Source organism: Streptomyces sp. NPDC017676, from assembly GCF_044329325.1.
Lineage (GTDB): Bacteria > Actinomycetota > Actinomycetes > Streptomycetales > Streptomycetaceae > Streptomyces.
Genome location: NZ_JBIRJA010000012.1, coordinates 156,787 through 173,726, shown reverse-complemented (window position 1 = coordinate 173,726; position 16,940 = coordinate 156,787). Strand labels below are relative to the sequence as shown.

18 protein-coding genes are annotated in these 16,940 nt (G+C 73.4%); 11 read left to right on the top strand and 7 right to left on the bottom strand.

Annotation, left to right across the window (positions count from 1 at the left end):
* The first annotated feature begins 742 nt into the window (after nucleotides 1–742).
* The 6 genes from ACH4LD_RS26320 (at nucleotide 743) to ACH4LD_RS26295 (ending at nucleotide 6,010) form a co-directional block, all read left to right on the top strand.
* Nucleotides 743–1,930, top strand: a complete 1,188-nt coding sequence (locus tag ACH4LD_RS26320) for a lycopene cyclase family protein (RefSeq protein WP_398056716.1) — start codon at nucleotides 743–745, stop codon at nucleotides 1,928–1,930.
* Nucleotides 1,931–1,990: 60 nt separating this feature from the next.
* Entirely contained in the window at nucleotides 1,991–2,710 is a 720-nt protein-coding gene (locus ACH4LD_RS26315; protein ID WP_398056717.1) for a class I SAM-dependent methyltransferase, read from the top strand.
* On the top strand, nucleotides 2,707–4,278 hold the full coding sequence (locus tag ACH4LD_RS26310) for an FAD-dependent oxidoreductase (protein ID WP_398056718.1): 1,572 nt from the start codon (nucleotides 2,707–2,709) through the stop codon (nucleotides 4,276–4,278). Before ACH4LD_RS26315 ends, ACH4LD_RS26310 begins: the two co-directional genes overlap by 4 nt.
* A gap of 147 nt (nucleotides 4,279–4,425) precedes the next feature.
* Nucleotides 4,426–4,878, top strand: coding sequence for a hypothetical protein (locus ACH4LD_RS26305; RefSeq protein ID WP_398056719.1), 453 nt, complete (start codon nucleotides 4,426–4,428; stop codon nucleotides 4,876–4,878).
* Nucleotides 4,879–4,962: 84 nt separating this feature from the next.
* Nucleotides 4,963–5,436, top strand: a complete 474-nt coding sequence (locus ACH4LD_RS26300) for an MSMEG_6728 family protein (RefSeq protein ID WP_398056720.1) — start codon at nucleotides 4,963–4,965, stop codon at nucleotides 5,434–5,436.
* A gap of 121 nt (nucleotides 5,437–5,557) precedes the next feature.
* Entirely contained in the window at nucleotides 5,558–6,010 is a 453-nt protein-coding gene (locus tag ACH4LD_RS26295; protein WP_398056721.1) for a hypothetical protein, read from the top strand.
* A gap of 88 nt (nucleotides 6,011–6,098) precedes the next feature.
* On the opposite strand, the gene ACH4LD_RS26290 is transcribed toward ACH4LD_RS26295, so the two are convergent.
* The 7 genes from ACH4LD_RS26290 to ACH4LD_RS26260 form a co-directional block, all read right to left on the bottom strand.
* Nucleotides 6,099–6,260, bottom strand: coding sequence for a hypothetical protein (locus ACH4LD_RS26290; protein ID WP_398056722.1), 162 nt, complete (start codon nucleotides 6,258–6,260; stop codon nucleotides 6,099–6,101).
* 110 nt (nucleotides 6,261–6,370) lie between these two features.
* On the bottom strand, nucleotides 6,371–6,583 hold the full coding sequence (locus ACH4LD_RS26285) for a helix-turn-helix domain-containing protein (RefSeq protein ID WP_398056723.1): 213 nt from the start codon (nucleotides 6,581–6,583) through the stop codon (nucleotides 6,371–6,373).
* A gap of 323 nt (nucleotides 6,584–6,906) precedes the next feature.
* The gene (locus tag ACH4LD_RS26280) at nucleotides 6,907–7,140 is read right to left on the bottom strand and encodes a hypothetical protein (protein ID WP_398056724.1); all 234 of its coding nucleotides are present in this window, start codon (nucleotides 7,138–7,140) and stop codon (nucleotides 6,907–6,909) included.
* A 523-nt stretch (nucleotides 7,141–7,663) separates the two neighbouring features.
* Nucleotides 7,664–8,233, bottom strand: coding sequence for a hypothetical protein (locus tag ACH4LD_RS26275; RefSeq protein ID WP_398056725.1), 570 nt, complete (start codon nucleotides 8,231–8,233; stop codon nucleotides 7,664–7,666).
* 187 nt (nucleotides 8,234–8,420) lie between these two features.
* A complete protein-coding gene (locus ACH4LD_RS26270) occupies nucleotides 8,421–9,254 on the bottom strand; it encodes a rod shape-determining protein (protein WP_398056726.1) in 834 nt (277 codons plus the stop codon).
* Nucleotides 9,251–9,625, bottom strand: a complete 375-nt coding sequence (locus ACH4LD_RS26265; RefSeq protein WP_398056727.1) for a TraR/DksA family transcriptional regulator — start codon at nucleotides 9,623–9,625, stop codon at nucleotides 9,251–9,253. Before ACH4LD_RS26265 ends, ACH4LD_RS26270 begins: the two co-directional genes overlap by 4 nt.
* A 46-nt stretch (nucleotides 9,626–9,671) precedes the next feature.
* Complete coding sequence (locus tag ACH4LD_RS26260; RefSeq protein ID WP_398056728.1) at nucleotides 9,672–9,983, bottom strand: TraR/DksA family transcriptional regulator; 312 nt, start codon at nucleotides 9,981–9,983, stop codon at nucleotides 9,672–9,674.
* Nucleotides 9,984–10,319: 336 nt separating this feature from the next.
* On the opposite strand from ACH4LD_RS26260, the gene ACH4LD_RS26255 reads away from it, so the two are divergent.
* The 5 genes from ACH4LD_RS26255 (at nucleotide 10,320) to ACH4LD_RS26235 (ending at nucleotide 16,743) form a co-directional block, all read left to right on the top strand.
* On the top strand, nucleotides 10,320–11,273 hold the full coding sequence (locus tag ACH4LD_RS26255) for a sensor histidine kinase (RefSeq protein WP_398056729.1): 954 nt from the start codon (nucleotides 10,320–10,322) through the stop codon (nucleotides 11,271–11,273).
* 2 nt (nucleotides 11,274–11,275) lie between these two features.
* Nucleotides 11,276–11,980, top strand: a complete 705-nt coding sequence (locus tag ACH4LD_RS26250) for a response regulator (RefSeq protein WP_398056730.1) — start codon at nucleotides 11,276–11,278, stop codon at nucleotides 11,978–11,980.
* Between the two features lie 1,049 nt (nucleotides 11,981–13,029).
* Entirely contained in the window at nucleotides 13,030–15,312 is a 2,283-nt protein-coding gene (gene secD / locus ACH4LD_RS26245; protein ID WP_398056731.1) for a protein translocase subunit SecD, read from the top strand.
* 224 nt (nucleotides 15,313–15,536) lie between these two features.
* Nucleotides 15,537–16,466 (top strand): trypsin-like serine peptidase, encoded by a 930-nt coding sequence (locus ACH4LD_RS26240; protein ID WP_398056732.1) that lies wholly within the window; start codon nucleotides 15,537–15,539, stop codon nucleotides 16,464–16,466.
* Nucleotide 16,467: 1 nt separating this feature from the next.
* The gene (locus ACH4LD_RS26235; RefSeq protein WP_398056733.1) at nucleotides 16,468–16,743 is read left to right on the top strand and encodes a carboxypeptidase regulatory-like domain-containing protein; all 276 of its coding nucleotides are present in this window, start codon (nucleotides 16,468–16,470) and stop codon (nucleotides 16,741–16,743) included.
* Nucleotides 16,744–16,940: the final 197 nt, after the last annotated feature.

Sequence of the window (16,940 nt, the reverse complement as noted above, 5' to 3'; positions counted from 1 at the left end):
CCTCCTGCGCACCGGAACCCGCCGGCGACGGGGTCCCTGCGGAAGCCTGGTCCTGTCCTCGGCCCCGATCCGGCCCTGGACAAGGGTGCCTGCCGACATCGGCGGTCGCGTGACCGGCCGCGGATGCGGGCGGCGTGCTCCCTGCGGAAGCCTGGTCCTGTCCTCGGCCCCGATCCGGCCCTGGACAAGGGTGCCTGCCGACATCGGCGGTCGCGTGACCGGCCGCGGATGCGGGCGGCGTGCTCCCTGCGGATGCCTGGTCCTGTCCTCGGCCCCGATCCGGCCCTGGACAAGGGTGCCTGCCGACATCGGCGGTCGCGTGACCGGCCGCGGATGCGGGCGGCATGCGCCGCCGTCCTCCCGCTCCGTCCTCCGGGACGACGGTGTCGACACGGATCTCGCCGGTTCCGTCGTCCCGGCGCACCCGGACGGGGGATCCCGACGGGAGCGCCGGGCGCGGGGCGGGCGGTGGCCCGACCGCATGGTGTTCCTTCGCCTGTGTGAGGCGCATCCTGTTCCTCTCGTCGTGGTCACCAGCGGTCCGTCACCACGTCTCCGCCGCGTGCACCGGGCGGGCCCGCGACACCGGCCGCGGCGCGGCCGGCCGTCTGCGGCGATGCCTTCCACGTCGCCGACCCGTCGTGACCCCCGCGTGCCGCATCCGGGTGACGGCGCGTCCGTTCGGGCACGTCGGCGGGAAGAGACGCAGGGCACGTGCACGCACAGCACGGAAGGAGCCGTCGTGTTCGAGGCGGAGGTGGCCGTTCTGGGTGGCGGAGCCGCCGGCCTGTCCCTGGCCCACCGTCTGGCCGGGCACGTGCGGGGGCTGCGGACGCCGTCCGTCGTCCTGGTGGACGCGCCGCCGGGCCCCCTGCGCGCACCGCGCCGCACCTGGTGCTTCTGGGAGCCGGGCCACGGGCGCTTCGACGGCGCCCTGACGGCCTCCTGGGGGCGCCTGCGCGTACGGCCCCGCACGGGCGAGCCGATCGAAGGGGACCTGGCGCCGCTGCGCTACAAGATGATCCGGTCCGACGACTTCGAGGGCCTGGTCGGGCGGGACCTGGCGCGCAGCCCGAACGTGCGGCGGCTGGAGGCCACCGTCGAGACGGTGGAGGACGTCGAGGGCGGAGCCCGCGTCCTGGCGCGGGGCACCGACGGAGAGGCCCTGGTGCTCACCGCCCGCTGGGTGTTCGACTCCCGGCCGCTCGGCAGCCTGCCCGCCGCCCGCACCACACTGCTCCAGCACTTCCACGGCTGGTTCGTCCGCACCGCACGACCGCTCTTCGACCCCGGCACCGTCGACCTCATGGACTTCCGCACCCCACAGCCCGCCGACGGCCTCTCGTTCGGCTACGTCCTGCCCGTCGGACCGAACCAGGCCCTCGTCGAGTACACCGAGTTCTCACCCCGGGCGCTCACCACCGCCGGTTACGAGGCGGCGGTGCGGCACTACGTCGACGACGTGCTGCGCCTCGGCGACACACAGGTCCTCGACACCGAGACGGGCGTCATCCCGATGACGGACGCGCCGATGCCCCGGCAGGTGGGAACCTCCGTCTTCCGCATCGGTGCCGCGGGCGGCGCCACCCGCCCGTCCACCGGCTACACCTTCGCCGGTCTGCAACGCCAGACGCGGTCGGTCGCCGCCGCCGTGCGCCGGGGACACCGGCCGGTACCGCCTCCCGCCCACTCCGCCCGGTCCCGCGCCATGGACGCCGTACTGCTGCGGGCCCTGGCCACCGGCCGGGTCGACGGTCCCGCGCTGTTCTGCGGCCTGTTCGCCCACGTACCCGCCCCCCGGCTGCTGCGCTTCCTCGACGGACGCACCCGCCTGCGCGAGGACCTGGCCATCGGCCTGCGCACCCCGGTCGGCCCGATGCTCCGGTCGGCCCTCGAACTGCCGCTCCTGCCCCGCCGCCCCTTCGACTGACCCACCGCTTCCCCGCCCCCGCGACTGATCACCCCCCGACCGCACCGACCTGGAGACCGCATGACGCTGCTGCGCGACGAGGACCTCACCGCCGCGTTCGACCACGCCGCCCGCGGCTACGACGCGCTGGTGGCCGCCAACCCCGGTTACCACGCCCACCTCCGGCGCTCCGTACGCCGTCTCGGCCTGCCCGGGTCCGGAGCGGGCCTGCGCCTGCTGGATCTCGGTTGCGGCACAGGCGCCTCGACGGCCGCGCTCCGCGCCGTCCTGCCGGCCGCGCACATCACCGCCGTCGACGCCTCCGCCGGCATGCTGCGGCGGGCCGCCGCCAAGCCCTGGGCGGACGAGGTGACCTTCGTGCGGGCACCGGCGGAACGCCTGGCCGAGGCAGGGGTGACCGGTCCGTTCGACGCGGTCTTCGCCGCCTACCTGCTGCGCAACGTCTCCGATCCCGACGCCGTCCTCACCGCCGTACGGGACCTGCTCGTCCCCGGTGGCCGGCTCGGCGTGCACGAGTACACCCTCAGCGGCCGACGCGTCGACCGAGCGGTGTGGAGCCTGGTGTGCCGCGGCCTCGTACAGCCCGTGGCGTCCGCTCTCGGGGACGGCGGGCTGTACCGCCATCTGTGGTGCAGCGTCGTCGAGTTCGACACCGTCGAACGCTTCGCCGCGCGCGTCCGCGCGGCCGGCTTCGAACGCGTCCGGGCCCTGCCCCTGCCGGGCTGGCAGACCGGCATCACCCACACCTTCGTCGCACGGCGCGCGGAGAGCGGGCGATGACCGCCGCCGCGGCGCCGGACGGCTACCGGCGGGGCCGGGACCGGCGGGCCCGGATGCTGCCGGCGCCCCCCGGCGGGCCGCGCCCCGACGGGGCCCGACCCAGCACCGCCGTCGTCGGTGGCGGCATCGCGGGTCTCGCCGCCGCCACGGCGCTCGCCGAACGCGGGGTGGCCGTGACGGTGTACGAACGGCAGCCGTACCTCGGCGGGCGCGCCGGAGGCTGGCCGACCACCCTGCGCGACGGTACCCCGGTGACCATGAGCCGGGGCTTCCACGCCTTCTTCCGCCAGTACTACAACCTGCGCGGCCTGCTCCGCCGTACCGACCCCGGCCTGCGGCGGCTGACCGCTCTGCCCGACTATCCGCTGCTCCACGCCGGTGGAACACGCGACAGCTTCCGCCACGTCCCGCGCACCCCGCCGTGGAGCGCGCTCGGCTTCGCCGCGCTCAGCCCCGCCTTCACCGTGCGGGACCTGCGCCGCATGGACCCGAGCGCGGCCCTGCCCTTGCTCGACGTCCGCGTCCCCGGCATCTACGACCGGCTCGACCACGTCAGCGCCCATGCGTTCCTCGACGCAGTCCGCTTCCCCGAGCAGGCCCGGCACCTCGCGTTCGAGGTGTTCTCGCGCAGCTTCTTCGCCGACCCCCGGCAGCTCTCGGCGGCCGAGATGGCGCTGATGTTCCACATCTACTTCCTCGGCTCGGCCGAGGGCCTGCTGTTCGACGTGCCCCGCGCGCCCTTCCCGGCCGCCCTGTGGGAGCCCCTGGCCGGCTACCTGCGGCGGCACGGCGCCGAGGTGCGCACCGCCACGGCCGTCGAACACATCACGCCGGGGCGCACCGGCGGTTACCAGGTCGCCTCCGCCCGGGACGAGCGGTACCACGACAGCGTGGTCCTCGCCCTGGACACCGCGGGCCTGCGCCGCCTCGTCGGCCGCTCGGACCTGCTGGGGGACGCCCCGTGGCGAGAGCGGATCGCACGGTTGCGCAACGCCCCGCCGTTCCTGGTGTCCAGGCTCTGGCTGGACCGCCCCGTGGCGCCCGGCCGGCCGGGATTCCTGGGCACCGGTGGATTCGGGACCCTGGACAACGTCAGTGTCCTGGAGCGCTGGGAGGACGAGGCCGCCCACTGGGCCGCACGCACCGGGGGATCCGTGGTGGAACTGCACGCCTACGCGGTGCCGGCCGACGCCGCCCGGGACGTCGAGGAGAAGCGCCTGATCGAGCAGATGCACCGTGTCTACCCCGAGACGCGCGACGCCACGATCGTCGACGCCCGCCACGAATGGCGCGACGACTGCCCCCTGTTCCCGGTGGGCGGTTACGGAGACCGGCCGACCGTCCGCAGCCCGGACCCGGGTCTCGTGGTGGCCGGTGACCTGGTCCGCACCGGCCTGCCCGTGGCGCTGATGGAACGGGCCGCGACGGCCGGCTTCCTGGCGGCCAACGCCCTGCTGGAGCGCTGGGGGGTGCGGGGAGTGACCCTGTGGACGGTTCCACCGCATGGCCGGAACGCCGTACTGCGGGGACTGGCCCGAGTTGCCACCCGGGCCTGGGGCACTCGGTGAACGGCCGGCGGCCGGCGATCCCGGGGGAGCGCAGGGCCCCACCGCACGCGACGGCCCGTCACACGTCCGGCCCACGCCGCACACGGTCACCCGGCGCGACGGGAAGGGATGCGGGGAACGAAGGCGCCACAGGACCCAGGGAGTGCCATGAACGAGTACCAGGGCCGGCCCGACCACCGGTACCGCCGCCCGGAAGGCGTCGACGACCTGACCGTCGAAGCCCTCGGATCGCTGTCGAAGGCCCTGGAGACCACGGAGCGCGCCCGCGGTCACCTGTACAGCTTCCACCAGTTGACCGGCGGGGCCGACCTCGAACTGGAACGGGCGGTACGGCTGTTGCGCGAGGCCGGGCACACCGAGTGGGCGGCGAAGGCCGAGGCCGAGATCCTGGGGCGCGACGTCATCCCCGGTCATTGGACGTTCCAGATCGTCGAGGCCTACAACGACACCTACTACCGGCCGTTCCAGGAACTGGAACGCAGTGTGGTGAACGCACTCGCCCAGGGCCGGGACCACCTGTACGAGGCGGAGATGAGGGAGGCGCGTCGCGCCCTCGGGCGCCCCGGCCACCCGGCGGGTCCCCCGGCCGCGGACGGCTGACCGCGGCCCGCACGGACCGAGACCACCGGGCTCGGTGGACCACCGAACTCCCGTACCCGCTCAAGGACTTCCAGGACGGCGCCCATGCAGACGTTCCTGCCCGATGCCGACTTCCGGCGCTCCGCCCTGATCCTGGACCGTCGCCGCCTGGGCAAGCAGCGGGTCGAGGCACTCCAGGTCCTGCGCGGCCTGACCGTCCCCGGATACGGCTGGCGCAGGCACCCGGCCGTGCGCATGTGGAGCGGATACGAGGAGGCCCTGGTCCGCTACGGACTCGAAGTGTGCCGGGTCTGGCGCGAGCACGGGCACCAGGACAGCTGTGCCGCGTCACTGATCGCCGGATACGCCGCAGGCCGTCCGGGCGCACACGTGCGCGATCAGCCCGCTCTCGCCGCGGCGGGCGAACTCCCGCCGTGGCTCGGTGACGAGGCCTTCCACCGCAGCCACCAGTCCGCGCTCGTCCGCAAGGACCCGGACACGTACGCACCCGTGTTCCCCGGCGTCCCGGACGACCTGCCCTACGTGTGGCCGTCCTCCGACCGGGAGGCGCGGAGGTAGACGAATCAGTTCGGTGCTCGGAGGTGCCGGACACCTCCCAGGTGTCCAGGGCCCCTGTGGGTCCTCCACGCCGGTGGACCGGGTTGTCCGCGCGCCGGGCACCGATCGCTACACTTCTGGCATGTCATCGTCAATACCGTCCGCTTACAGTGCCCCGGCGGGCAACCCCGTCCCCACCACCCCGGCCCGCCGGTTGCACCCCTCCTGGGCCGCCGCGCTCGTCGTGGGGCTCGTGCTGGGCGCGGGCGGGGTCGGCACCGCCTGGGCGCTCAGCGGGGGGAACGGCTCCGCCGGCAGCGGCGCGGCCGGCGACGCCCGCCAGGCCTGCGACGCCCTGCGGGGCTTCGACGAGTCGGACCTCGCGGCCGACGGGGCCAAGAGGGAAATCGCCTACGACCGCCTCGGCGCCGCCGCCGTGCTGTCCACCGCGGCGGCCGCCGGCGATCACGAGTTCAAGCCGTTGGCCGAGGCCGTGCGCCGGGTGCAGAACCGACTGCTCCGCTTCGCCGACCTCTCCGAGCCCGAGGCGCAGAAGGAATTGAGGTCCGCCCGGTCCGTGTGCGCCGGGCTCTGACCGATGTCCGGGCCGCGGTGCTGCCCGTGACCGACCCGGGCCGCGACTCGCGGACGGCGCGCAGCGGCGGGCCGTTCACCGGCGTGGGTCACATTCCGGACCCCGGCCGGCGGGCGCGCAGCTTGCCGAAGAGCCGCTGGGCCTGGGCCCGACGGCGCGGATCGGCCGCGGTACGCCGTACTTGTTCGATCGTGCGCCGGCCCTGCGGACTGTTCGCGAACTGCTTGAGTCGCTGGAGAACTCCGGACATGACACTCCTTTCGGCAGGGGTGCCCTGCTCTTGTCGGGGCCCCACGAAGCTCGGCTACCCGGAAACCCATGGGTCCAGCCTCGCGCGGTACGCCGATGCCGACGTGGCCGTCATCGCGCCGGGTGGGCGCTGCCGGCGCGGACATCTCCTCCCCGTGCCCTGAGGGGCGCGCCGGCTTCGGTGAGCACGCGGTGCACGAAGCCGTACGACCGGCCGTGCGCCTCGGCTATGGCGCGGATCGACTGCCCCTCGCGGTACTCCTTGGTGAAGGCTTCGGCCAACTCCTTGCGCGCGCTGCCTGTTATCCACTTGCCCTTGTGCACGAAGAATCTCCTCCCGCATCACCGAAACGTGATCACCGGTTTCCCGCGTCCACACGACTCATGCGGGCGAGCCTCGCCGAGTGCGGGAGCCGCGGCGCGCAATGCCGTGCCTGACCGACCGTCGGTCCTCAGCCGGCCCGAAGACCGTCGACGAGCCCGCGCACGGGAGGTGCTGCCGAAATCCCGGTTCGGCAGCGCCGAATCCAGGAGCGCGAGGAAGCCGGCGTACCCGCTTCACGACCCGTTCCCGCAGTCGCCGCCACTGGAGGCCGACCACGTGAGCAGGGCAGCGTTCCCGGACGCACCATCCCCCATCGGCTCGGTCACGGCTCCTCCGCCGGCCGCGTCACTGGCCACCGACGCGGGGCCTGGTCGTCGGGGACGTGCGGGGAGGGGAAGTGGAACGGTACGCCGAGGTGGTCGGCCAGCGCCCGGCCGGCCTCGGCGGCGGCCGTTCGCGGAGTGGAGCCGTCACGACGGTGGTGGACGGTCGCCAAGTGGCCGTCCCCGTCCGGGTCCTCCAGGACCGCGATCAGCACCACGAACCAGTCGTGCACCGTGTTCACCGTCCCACACGGCCTCGATCGCGGCCACACGGCCCGGGAGAGCCGCGGTACGGGCGGCGAGTGAGGGCACGTCGAGCGGATCGGGCGGTGTGCGCCGCACCCCGAGAGCCTCGTACCGCGCGTGCACCACCCGCTCCGCCTCGGCCAAGCCCAGCCCCAGCGGGCGCAGGGCGTTCCATACGGACCTGACCGCCGGCAGGCGGCGGTCCCGCAGCACTTCGGCGTCGACCTCTCGGCGGGTCCGTTCCTCCAGAAGGGGCCACCAGCCGCTCACCGGCTCACCGGCCGGAATCTCCGGATGCGTGTCATGGGCTCGAACGTACGCCAGCCCGCCGCCCGTGACGCACCGGGTTCCGTGATCAGTGGCCCTGCCCCGTCCCGGAGTTCGGCCAGCTCGCACCTCTCGGCGACCGCTCGGCCGAGTGCTCGGCGGCGAGCGGCCGGAAGTCGGCGGCGAAAGCGGGAAGGGCTTCGTGACCGTGCGGGGCGCTGGACCCCTCGGCCTGGCCGTGACCTACGGAGACGTGGTCCAACGCGGTGCAGTCCGGGCCCAGGCGGTGTCCCACGCGGCGAGGTTGCGGCGCAGGATGACGCGGCACGTGACGCCGTAGGCGGCGGCCGCGGTGGCGGGGACGCCGAGGGCGGCGATGATGGCCGATCCCAAGGCGCTGCTGCGGATCTCGCCGGGGCTCGGCGGTGGGTCCGTGATCTTCCCGTCGGTGCCGACCCAGACGCGGACGGCACTCCCCTTGGGCAGCGCGGGTTGGACATCGGCGGTGGCGGTGCGGGTGCGCCCATGGGGGTCGGTGAAGCGGACCTCGGCCGGGTAGCGGGTCTTCCTGGCTTCGGCGGAGCCGGGTTCGGGGTGGCGCCGGGCGTCCTGGAGGAGGACGGCGGTGGTGTGGTGACGGGTGGCGGCCTGGTGCTGGGCGGCGCGGGCGTAGTGGCGGTGGGCGGCGTCGCCGACGAGAACCATGACGGCAGGGGTGGCCGCCGGCGCGGCCAGCAGCAGGACGAGACCGATCCACGCCCGGACCAGGTCGCTGCGGCGGCACAGGGGATTGCGTCTCAGGCGCCGGAGCATGACCACGGACAACTCCTCGTGAGGTGGCGGACGCGGCCGGGCACGCGTCCTCCTTCCGGCGGCGGACGCGGCGGATGCGGAGCCCGAGGAAGCGGGGGGCGAACGCGACGCGGCGGACGTACGCGCCCCATCCCGCGGCCCCGGGACGATCCGCACGACTCAGCCTCAGGCTCACACCGAGCCCCGCTCACACCGTCCAGTGGGGGCGGGCAGCCGGCGGGTGAGTGCCGGAGGCGGAGGGGTGGGTGTGGGCGGCTTGCAGAAGCCTGGCGGCGCCGCGAACCGACGCGGTGTGCGGGGCCGGCACCACGCGCACCGGCATGTGCCGCTGCTCGGTGAGGTGGCGGGTGACCTCGGGACGCAGGGCACCTCCACCGGCCAGCAGGATGCCGCGGTGCACCGCGTCGGCGGTGAGCGAGGTACGGTCCTGCCGCAGCATCGCGGTCACCATCGAGGTCACCACCCCGGCGATCTCCCCGGGTGTGGTCGTGTCGTCCAGATCGCTGGTGCCCAGGGCGGTGCGGCGCGCGTCGGTGATGTCGCCGTCGCCCAGCAGCACCACCTCCGTGAGGTGGGCGCCGATGTCCACCACCATCAGCGGACGGGACATGTCCGCGCCGGCCGCCACGGCGATGGCACGGGCGCCGGGCACGGTCAGGACGGTGTGCGGCCGGAGCACGTCGACCGCGGTGCGGGCCTGGGTGCGGTAGGCGAGGCCGTCCAGGACGGGCGCGGTCACGATGACCATGGGGCGGGCGAAGCGGGGCAGACGGTGGGCGAGGAGGCGTTGCAGCATGCGGGCGCACTCCGGGGTGTCGATGATGGTGCCGCGCTGGACGGGGTGGACCGCGCCGGCACCCGGGAAGGCCACGGTGGGTACGTCGACGACCACACCCTTCCCTGCGATCCAGGCACGGGTGCGGGCGCTTCCCATGTCCAGGGCGATGCCGCAGCAGCGCCGGCACAGCGGCCAGGGCCGGTGCCGGGCAGCGGTCGTGCGGGAGCGGTCGACGCCGGTCATGGGATCGCCTCCCTGACCTGCTGGCAGCGGGCGCAGTAGCGGCACTGCGGCACGATCATCAGCCGTCCCCGGTCGATGGCGCGCCGGCACAGGTGGCAGGTGCCGTACGAGCCGTCGTCCATGCGTCGGAGGGCCGCCTCGACGTCGGCGAGGACCATGCGGGCGGACGCGGCGAGCTTGACGCGGACCTCGATCTGCGCGGCGGCCTGCCGCTGCAGCCGGTCCTCGGCACGTGAGATGACCGGTCCGGCGAGCTGCAGCAGTTGCTCCTGGCGGAACCGGCACTGCTCGTGAAGGTCCCGGCGCAGTGCGGCGAGGTCCTCGGCCGACAGGTGGGTCGTGCTCTGGCCGATGGTCTGGTGGTTCACCACTTCACCCCTTCGAGGGCAGAGGGCGGGAGGTCGGCGCGGGCGGTGGTCAGGTGGCTCGGCGCTGGCAGGCGACGCAGCACCGGGTGTAGGGGAGGATCTCCAGCCGTTCCGCGGGGATGGGCTTGGCGCAGTCCTGGCAGGTGCCGTAGGTGCCGTCGTCGATGCGGGTGAAGGCTTCTTCGATCTCCTTCAGGACCCGTTTCATGGCGGCCCTCTGCTCGGACAGCAGGTACGCGTCCGTGGTCTGCCGGGTCTCGTCGAGGGCTCGCAGCTGGGCCAGCCGGGAGACGCGGGCGTGTTCCAGGTGCCTTCGGGCCTCGTCCGGATGGGGTTCGGTCCGGGTGACGTCGAGTGACATGGTCAGTCCTTTTCGCGGCGGCGCACAGCGCGGCGGCGTTGCCGAGCCGGCGCTTCTCGTGGGCGGTGATCGTGTGCCTCCCACCATGGCCGGTCCGGCGGCGGACACCTATCGGGCGCGGGCCCCATCTACGCCGGGGCACGGGTCCCATACGGACCGACCATGGGTGGTGCGCGCCCCGGGAAATGGGGTCCCGGCCCCATCGACGCGGCACGTGGGACGGGGGACGCTGGCCGCAGGCGCACCCGAGCGCCCCGGTACCGTGGACGCGGTGGGGCTGCGCGATGGCCGACAGTGGAGGTGGAGCGAGGTTGTAGAAGGGGAGGCGTTGGGCCGGTGTCCTTGTTCTGGCGGATCTTCGCCCTGAACGCCGTCGTGCTGGGCACGGCGACCGCGCTGCTCCTGTGGGCTCCGGTGACCGTCTCGGTGCCGGTCCTGCTCACCGAGGCCGTCATCCTCGTCGGCGGCCTGGCCGTGATGCTGGTCGCCAACGCCGTGCTGCTGCGGCTCGGCCTGGCCCCGCTCGACCGGCTCACGAAGCTGATGACCACCGTGGACCTGCTGCGCCCCGGCCAGCGTCTGCCCGCTTCCGGAGGCGGCGAGGTCGCCGAGGTGATCCGCACGTTCAACGCCATGCTGGAGCGGCTGGAGCACGAAAGGGCCACCAGCAGCGCCCGGGCCCTGCTGGCCCAGGAGGCCGAACGCCGCCGTATCGCCCAGGAGTTGCACGACGAGGTCGGCCAGAGCATGACCGCGATCCTGCTGGGACTCAAGCGGGCCGCGGACGACGCTCCGCCGGCACTGCGTGAGGAGCTGCACGAGGTGCAGGAGATCACCCGGGAGAGCCTCGACGAGGTCCGTCACCTGGTGCGCCGGCTGAGGCCCGGCGTGCTGGACGACCTGGGTCTGGTCAGCGCGCTGACCTCGCTCACCGAGGACTTCGCCACGCACACCGGGCTGCGGGTCAGCCGCCGCTTCGACGCCGACCTGCCCGCCCTCCCGCCGGAGACCGAACTGGTCCTCTACCGCGTCGCCCAGGAGTCCCTGACCAACGTAGCCCGCCACGCGGACGCCCAGCGGGTCACGGTCGCCCTGCGCCACGCCGACGACAGCGTGGTGCTGACGGTCACCGACGACGGCTCCGGCATCGAGGCCCCCCGCGAAGGCGCCGGCATCCGCGGGATGCGCGAGCGGGCCCTGCTCATCGGGGGCAGCCTTGAGATCACCTCGGCACCCGGTACCGGCACCCGGGTCCGGCTCACCGCGTCCGCACCGAGGAAGCAGCCCTGACCATGCCCGACGACGCCATCACTACCCCGACCGGAACTCCGCCCTGGAGGGACTCCCGGAGCACGATCCGCATCCTGCTCGCCGACGACCACGCGCTGGTCCGCCGGGGTGTGCGGCTCATCCTCGACCAGGAACCGGACCTGGAGGTGGTCGCCGAGGCCGGTGACGGTGCCGAGGCTGTCGGACTGGCCCGCACCCACGATGTCGACCTGGCCGTCCTGGACATCGCCATGCCCCGCATGACCGGCTTGCAGGCCGCCCGGGAACTGGCCGTCCTCAAGCCGGGTCTGCGGATCCTGATGCTCACCATGCACGACAACGAGCAGTACTTCTTCCAGGCGCTGAAGGCCGGTGCCAGCGGGTACGTGCTGAAGTCGGTCGCCGACCGGGACCTGGTCGCCGCGTGCCGGGCCGCGATGCGGGACGAACCGTTCCTGTATCCCGGCGCGGTCACCGCCCTGATCCGCAACTACCTGGACCGGGCCCGGCGCGGAGAGGAAGCCCCCGATCAGGTCCTCACCCCCCGCGAGGAGGAGGTCCTGAAGCTGGTGGCCGAGGGGCATTCGTCCAAGGAGATCGCGGAGCTGCTGTTCATCAGCGTCAAGACGGTCCAGCGGCACCGCGCCAATCTGCTGCAGAAGCTCGGTCTGCGGGACCGCCTGGAACTCACCCGCTACGCCATCCGTGTCGGCCTGATCGAACCCTGATCTTCCACCCGGTCCCCGTCGGCAGCCGCCCGCCCCCAGACCGAACACCTGCGCCCGCACACCACGAGGAGAGGGGACGGGGCATGCACCACCCTGCGCGCACCACCCCTTGCCCCGGCAGCGCCCGCCGCTCTGCCGTCGCCGCACTGGCGACCGTCGTCCTGACGCTGCTGGCCACGGTGGGCCTCGCCGGCCCCGCGACCACGAGTGGCCCGGCGGTGACGAGTGGTCTGGCGGCGGCGAGTGGTCCGACGGCGGCGATGAGTGGTCCGGCAACCACGACTGGCCCGGCGGCGACAAGCGGTCTATCGGCCACGATCGGCTCGGCGGCCACGACCGACTCGGCGGCCACGAGCGGCTCGGCGGCGGCAAGTGGTCTGGTGGCGGCGAGTGGTCTGGCGGCGACAAGCGGTCTTTCGGCCACGACCGGCTCGGCGGCCACGACCGGCTCGGCGGCGGCGAGTGGTCTGGTGGCGGCGAGTGGTCTGGCGGCGACAAGCGGTCTTTCGGCCACGATCGGCTCGGCGGCCACGACCGACTCGGCGGCCACGAGCGGCTCGGCGGCGGCGAGTGGTCTGGTGGCGGCGAGTGGTCTGGCGGCGACAAGCGGTCTGGCGGCCGCGACCGGCCCGGAAGCGACAAGCGGTCCCGCGGCCGTAGCGGCGGCGGCAGCCGTTCACCACCAGGACGCCGGGCCGCACGCCCACAACGGCTGCGACCCCGTCTGCGACGACGCCTGTGACCCCGTCTGCGCCGTGCGGGCGGCACCACGCCAGGAGCAGCACCGCGAGCATCCGGCTCCGCGCTGCCACCTCGCCGCCCACCCCCGGAGCACGACAGTCGTCCCGCCCGGCCCCGCGCGGGCCACGGAATCGACCGGGCACGTCCCCTCCTCGAACTCTCACGCACCCCGTGACCGCGGACGGGCACCGCCTGAGGCCCGAGGCACCTGACACCCCCTCTTTTCCGTTCACCGCTCACCCCGCCCCCGGTCCGCGGTCACTCTCCGGCCGCCGCCGTGGCCGTGGTGTGCCTGCCGGAGGCCCCCGTTGACCCGTTCCCTGCGGGTGAGAGCGTCGCTCGCCCTCGCCGTCATCGCCGTATCGCTGTACATCGCCGTCACCGTGCCGGTCCGCCTCGGACTCGACCTGCGCGGCGGCACCCAGATCGTGCTCCAGACCCGGCCCACCGCCACCACCGACACCGACCGCGCGGTCACCGACCGCACCCTGGAGGTGCTGCGCGGCCGCGTCGACGCGCTCGGCGTCGCCGAACCCACCCTCGTCCGCTCCGGCGACGACCGCATCCTCGTCGAACTGCCCGGCGTGCAGGACCCGAAGAAGGCCGCCGCCGTCCTGGGCCGCACCGCGCAGCTCACCTTCCACCCGGTGCTCGGCACCGCTGAGCGCGCGGACGACGGCTCCCGGACCCTGCCGAAGCGGCCCGGGGAAAACGTCCTGCCCGATGAGTCCGGCACGCCCCTGCGCCTCGGTGCCGCGACCCTGACCGGCGCGCACGTCAAGGATGCCGCTGCCCGCTTCGACCAGCAGGGCGGCGCCGGATGGCACGTCACCGTCGGCTTCGCGGGTGCCGGCCGTGACGGCTGGGCCCGACTGACGGGCGAGGCCGCCTGCCATCCGCCGGGCGACCCGGAGCGGCGGATCGCCATCGTCCTCGACGGCAAGGTCATCTCCTCACCGCAGGTCGACCCGTCCGTGGCGTGCCGGACCGGCATCCGCGACGGCGCCGCACAGATCACGGGCTCCTTCGGCCCCGAGGAAGCCCGCGAGCTGTCCCTGCTCATCAACGGCGGAGCCCTGCCCGTGCCGGTCGAGACCGTCGAACAGCGCACCGTCGGCCCCACCCTGGGCGCGCAGGCCATCACGGCAAGTGCCTGGGCGGCGGCCATCGGCACGGCGCTGACCTCGCTGTTCATCATCGTCGTCTACCGGCTGATGGGGGTGTTGGCCGCCGCGGCCCTGGTCTGCTACGGCCTGGTCTCCTACGCCGCTCTGGCCGTCCTCGGCGCCACCCTGACCCTGCCCGGCCTGGCCGGCTTCGTCCTGGCGATCGGCATGGCCGTGGACGCCAATGTGCTGGTCTTCGAACGGGCCCGCGAGGAGTACGCCGCCCGCCGCCGCCCCAGTGCCCGCTCGGCGCTGACGGCCGGGTTCCGCAACGCCTTCAGCGCGATCGCCGACTCCAACATCACCACCCTGATCGCCGCCGCCCTGCTGTTCTTCCTCGCCTCCGGGCCCGTGCGGGGCTTCGGTGTCACCCTCGGCATCGGCGTGCTCGCCTCCATGTTCAGCGCCCTGGTGATCACCCGGGTGCTCGCCGAGTACGGCGCCGGCCGCCCCGGACTGCGCCGCCGCCCCCGTCTCACCGGCATCGCGACCACGGGCGCCGTCCGCGACCGGCTCACCCGGCGCGCCCCCCACCTCATGCGCCACCCGCGCCGCTGGCTGGCCACGTCCGCCGCTGTGCTCGTCCTGGCCGCGTCGGGCATCGCTGTGCGCGGCCTCGACCTCGGTGTGGAGTTCACCGGTGGCCGCCTCATCGAGTACCACACGAGCGCCCCCGTCGATGCCGACCGGGCCCGCACCGCGCTCGCGGAGGCCGGCTTCCCCCGGGCCGTCGTGCAGTCCTCCGGTGACAGCGGCCTGACCGTACGCACCGATCCCCTGACCGACGCCGAGGAGACCGAGATCACCGGCACGGTAGGCGACCTCGCGGGCGGGGCGGACAAGGTCCGCGACGAACTGATCGGCCCCAGCCTCGGGGAGGAGCTGCGCCGCGGTGCCCTGATCGCACTCGCAGTCGCCCTCGGCGCACAGCTCGTCTACCTGACGGCGCGCTTCCGCCTGCTCCTCGGCACCGCCGCGGTGGCGGCCCTCGCCCACGACGTGGTGATCCTCGTCGGGGTCTTCGCCTGGCTCGGGAAGCCCGTCGACGGGGTGTTCCTGGCAGCCCTGCTCACCGTCATCGGTTACTCGGTGAACGACTCCGTGGTCCTCTTCGACCGCGTCAGGGAACTCGCCCGCAAAGCCACCGGAACACCGCTGCCCGACATCGCGAACCAGGCGATCCTGCAGACCCTGCCCCGCACGGTGAACACCGGCATGGGTGCCGCCTTCATCCTCACCGCTCTCGCCGTGCTCGGCGGATCCTCGCTCACCGACTTCGCCCTGGCCCTGCTCATCGGCCTCGCGGTGGGCACGTACTCCTCCGTCTTCACCGCCGCTCCGGTGGCCGTGGAACTTTACCGGCAGGGCGGCGCCCTCGCCCATCCGGTCGCCCCTGAACCCGTCCAGAGAATTTCCAGCCGTTGACGCGGTGGTGACGACTGCGGGCGCGATCGGCCGAAGCCCGCTGGTGCGTCACCACCCTGACGGACGTATCGTGACAAAGGGGACGCCAAGTGGGACGTCAAGTGCCGGGCTCATCAAGCCGGTCCACTCCTTTCAGTCCCCCCTTCAACAGTCCGTCCCTGGACGTTCGGTCGGCGTTCGCCGGTGGATCGCGACGCCGGTCTCTGCAGGAAGGCCTTCGGAACATGACACGCGATCAGCACACCTCTGTCTCCAACCAGCCCGAGGAACAGTTCGCCCTGACGGCGGAGCAGGCCCTCTTCCAGCCCCCGTCGGAGGGCGTGGAGGGCACCGCGGCGCAGGCAGGCTCCAACGGACTGGAACAGGTCGAAGGGTATGCGCGTCCCGAGTACGACAGGATGCCGGCCGAGGCTTGGACCCCGCCGACCGCGGACCTGCCCGACATCGGCGTGGCGTCGTTCGGGCCGCCTCGGCCGGTGGCCGAGACTGTCCACCTGCCGGACGACAGAGTCCAGATCACGAACACGGCGGACTATCCTTGGCGAGTGCACGCGTCGCTGCTCATCACCGCGGCGAACGGCGACCGGTACATCGCGACCGCCTGGTTCGTCGGGCCGCACACGCTCGCGACCGCCGGACACGTGGTGTTCATCAACCACCCCGGTCATCCCGACCACGGCTGGGTCCAGAGCATCCAGGTCATGCCGGGCCGCAACGGCTCGACCCTGCCTTATGGCTCCGTCACCAGCACCAACTTCCGCTCCGTGAGGGGATGGACCGAGTCGGGCGACGAGAACTACGACTACGGCGCGATCATCATTCCCACAGAACTGGGCTCCACCACCGGATGGTTCGGGTTCGGAGCATGGCCGGACGCCGATCTGCTGAAGACCACCGGCAACATCTCCGGCTACCCGGGCGACAAGCCCCCGGGCACCCAGTGGTACGACGCGCGAGGCATCAGTTCGGTGAACCCGTTGAAGGTGTACTACGACATCGACACCGCCGGCGGGCAGAGCGGCAGCGCCGTGTACCGCGTCATCAACGGCAGCCGCTACGGCATCGCCGTGCACGCCTACGGCGGTGCGACCGTCAACTCCGGGACCAGGATCACGCAGCCCGTCTACGACAACCTGGTCGCCTGGAAGGCCTGAGGTGGCGCACGGCGATCACTCCGTCCACCTGATCACCGGGGTAGTGGAGGACACGACGACGGGCAGGCCCGTCCCGGAGGCCAGCGTGTATCTGACCGCCGGTCCCGGGCCCTACCCCGACATCGCCGCGTTCTCGGGGGCCGACGGCGGCTTCACCCTCTCCGTACGGGGGGAGGGCGTCTACACCCTCCAGTGCCGCACCCCGGACGACAGAATCGGCGAGGCCACCGTCACCGCGCAGGGCGACAGCCCGACGCGAGTCCGTCTGCGCGTATGAGACAGGGGAGGGCCCCGGCGTTCACCGGGGCCCTCCCCTGCACCGTGGCCTGAGCCGACGCACCGCCCCGCCGACGCCACGCCGCGAGCCTGGCGCCGGCGGCTTCGGCTCCGTGGAGTACCCCGGCGCGTGCGGCGACAGCCCCGGCTTCGTCACTGTCGACGGCGATGGACACGTGAGGACACGGCAGTTGGACG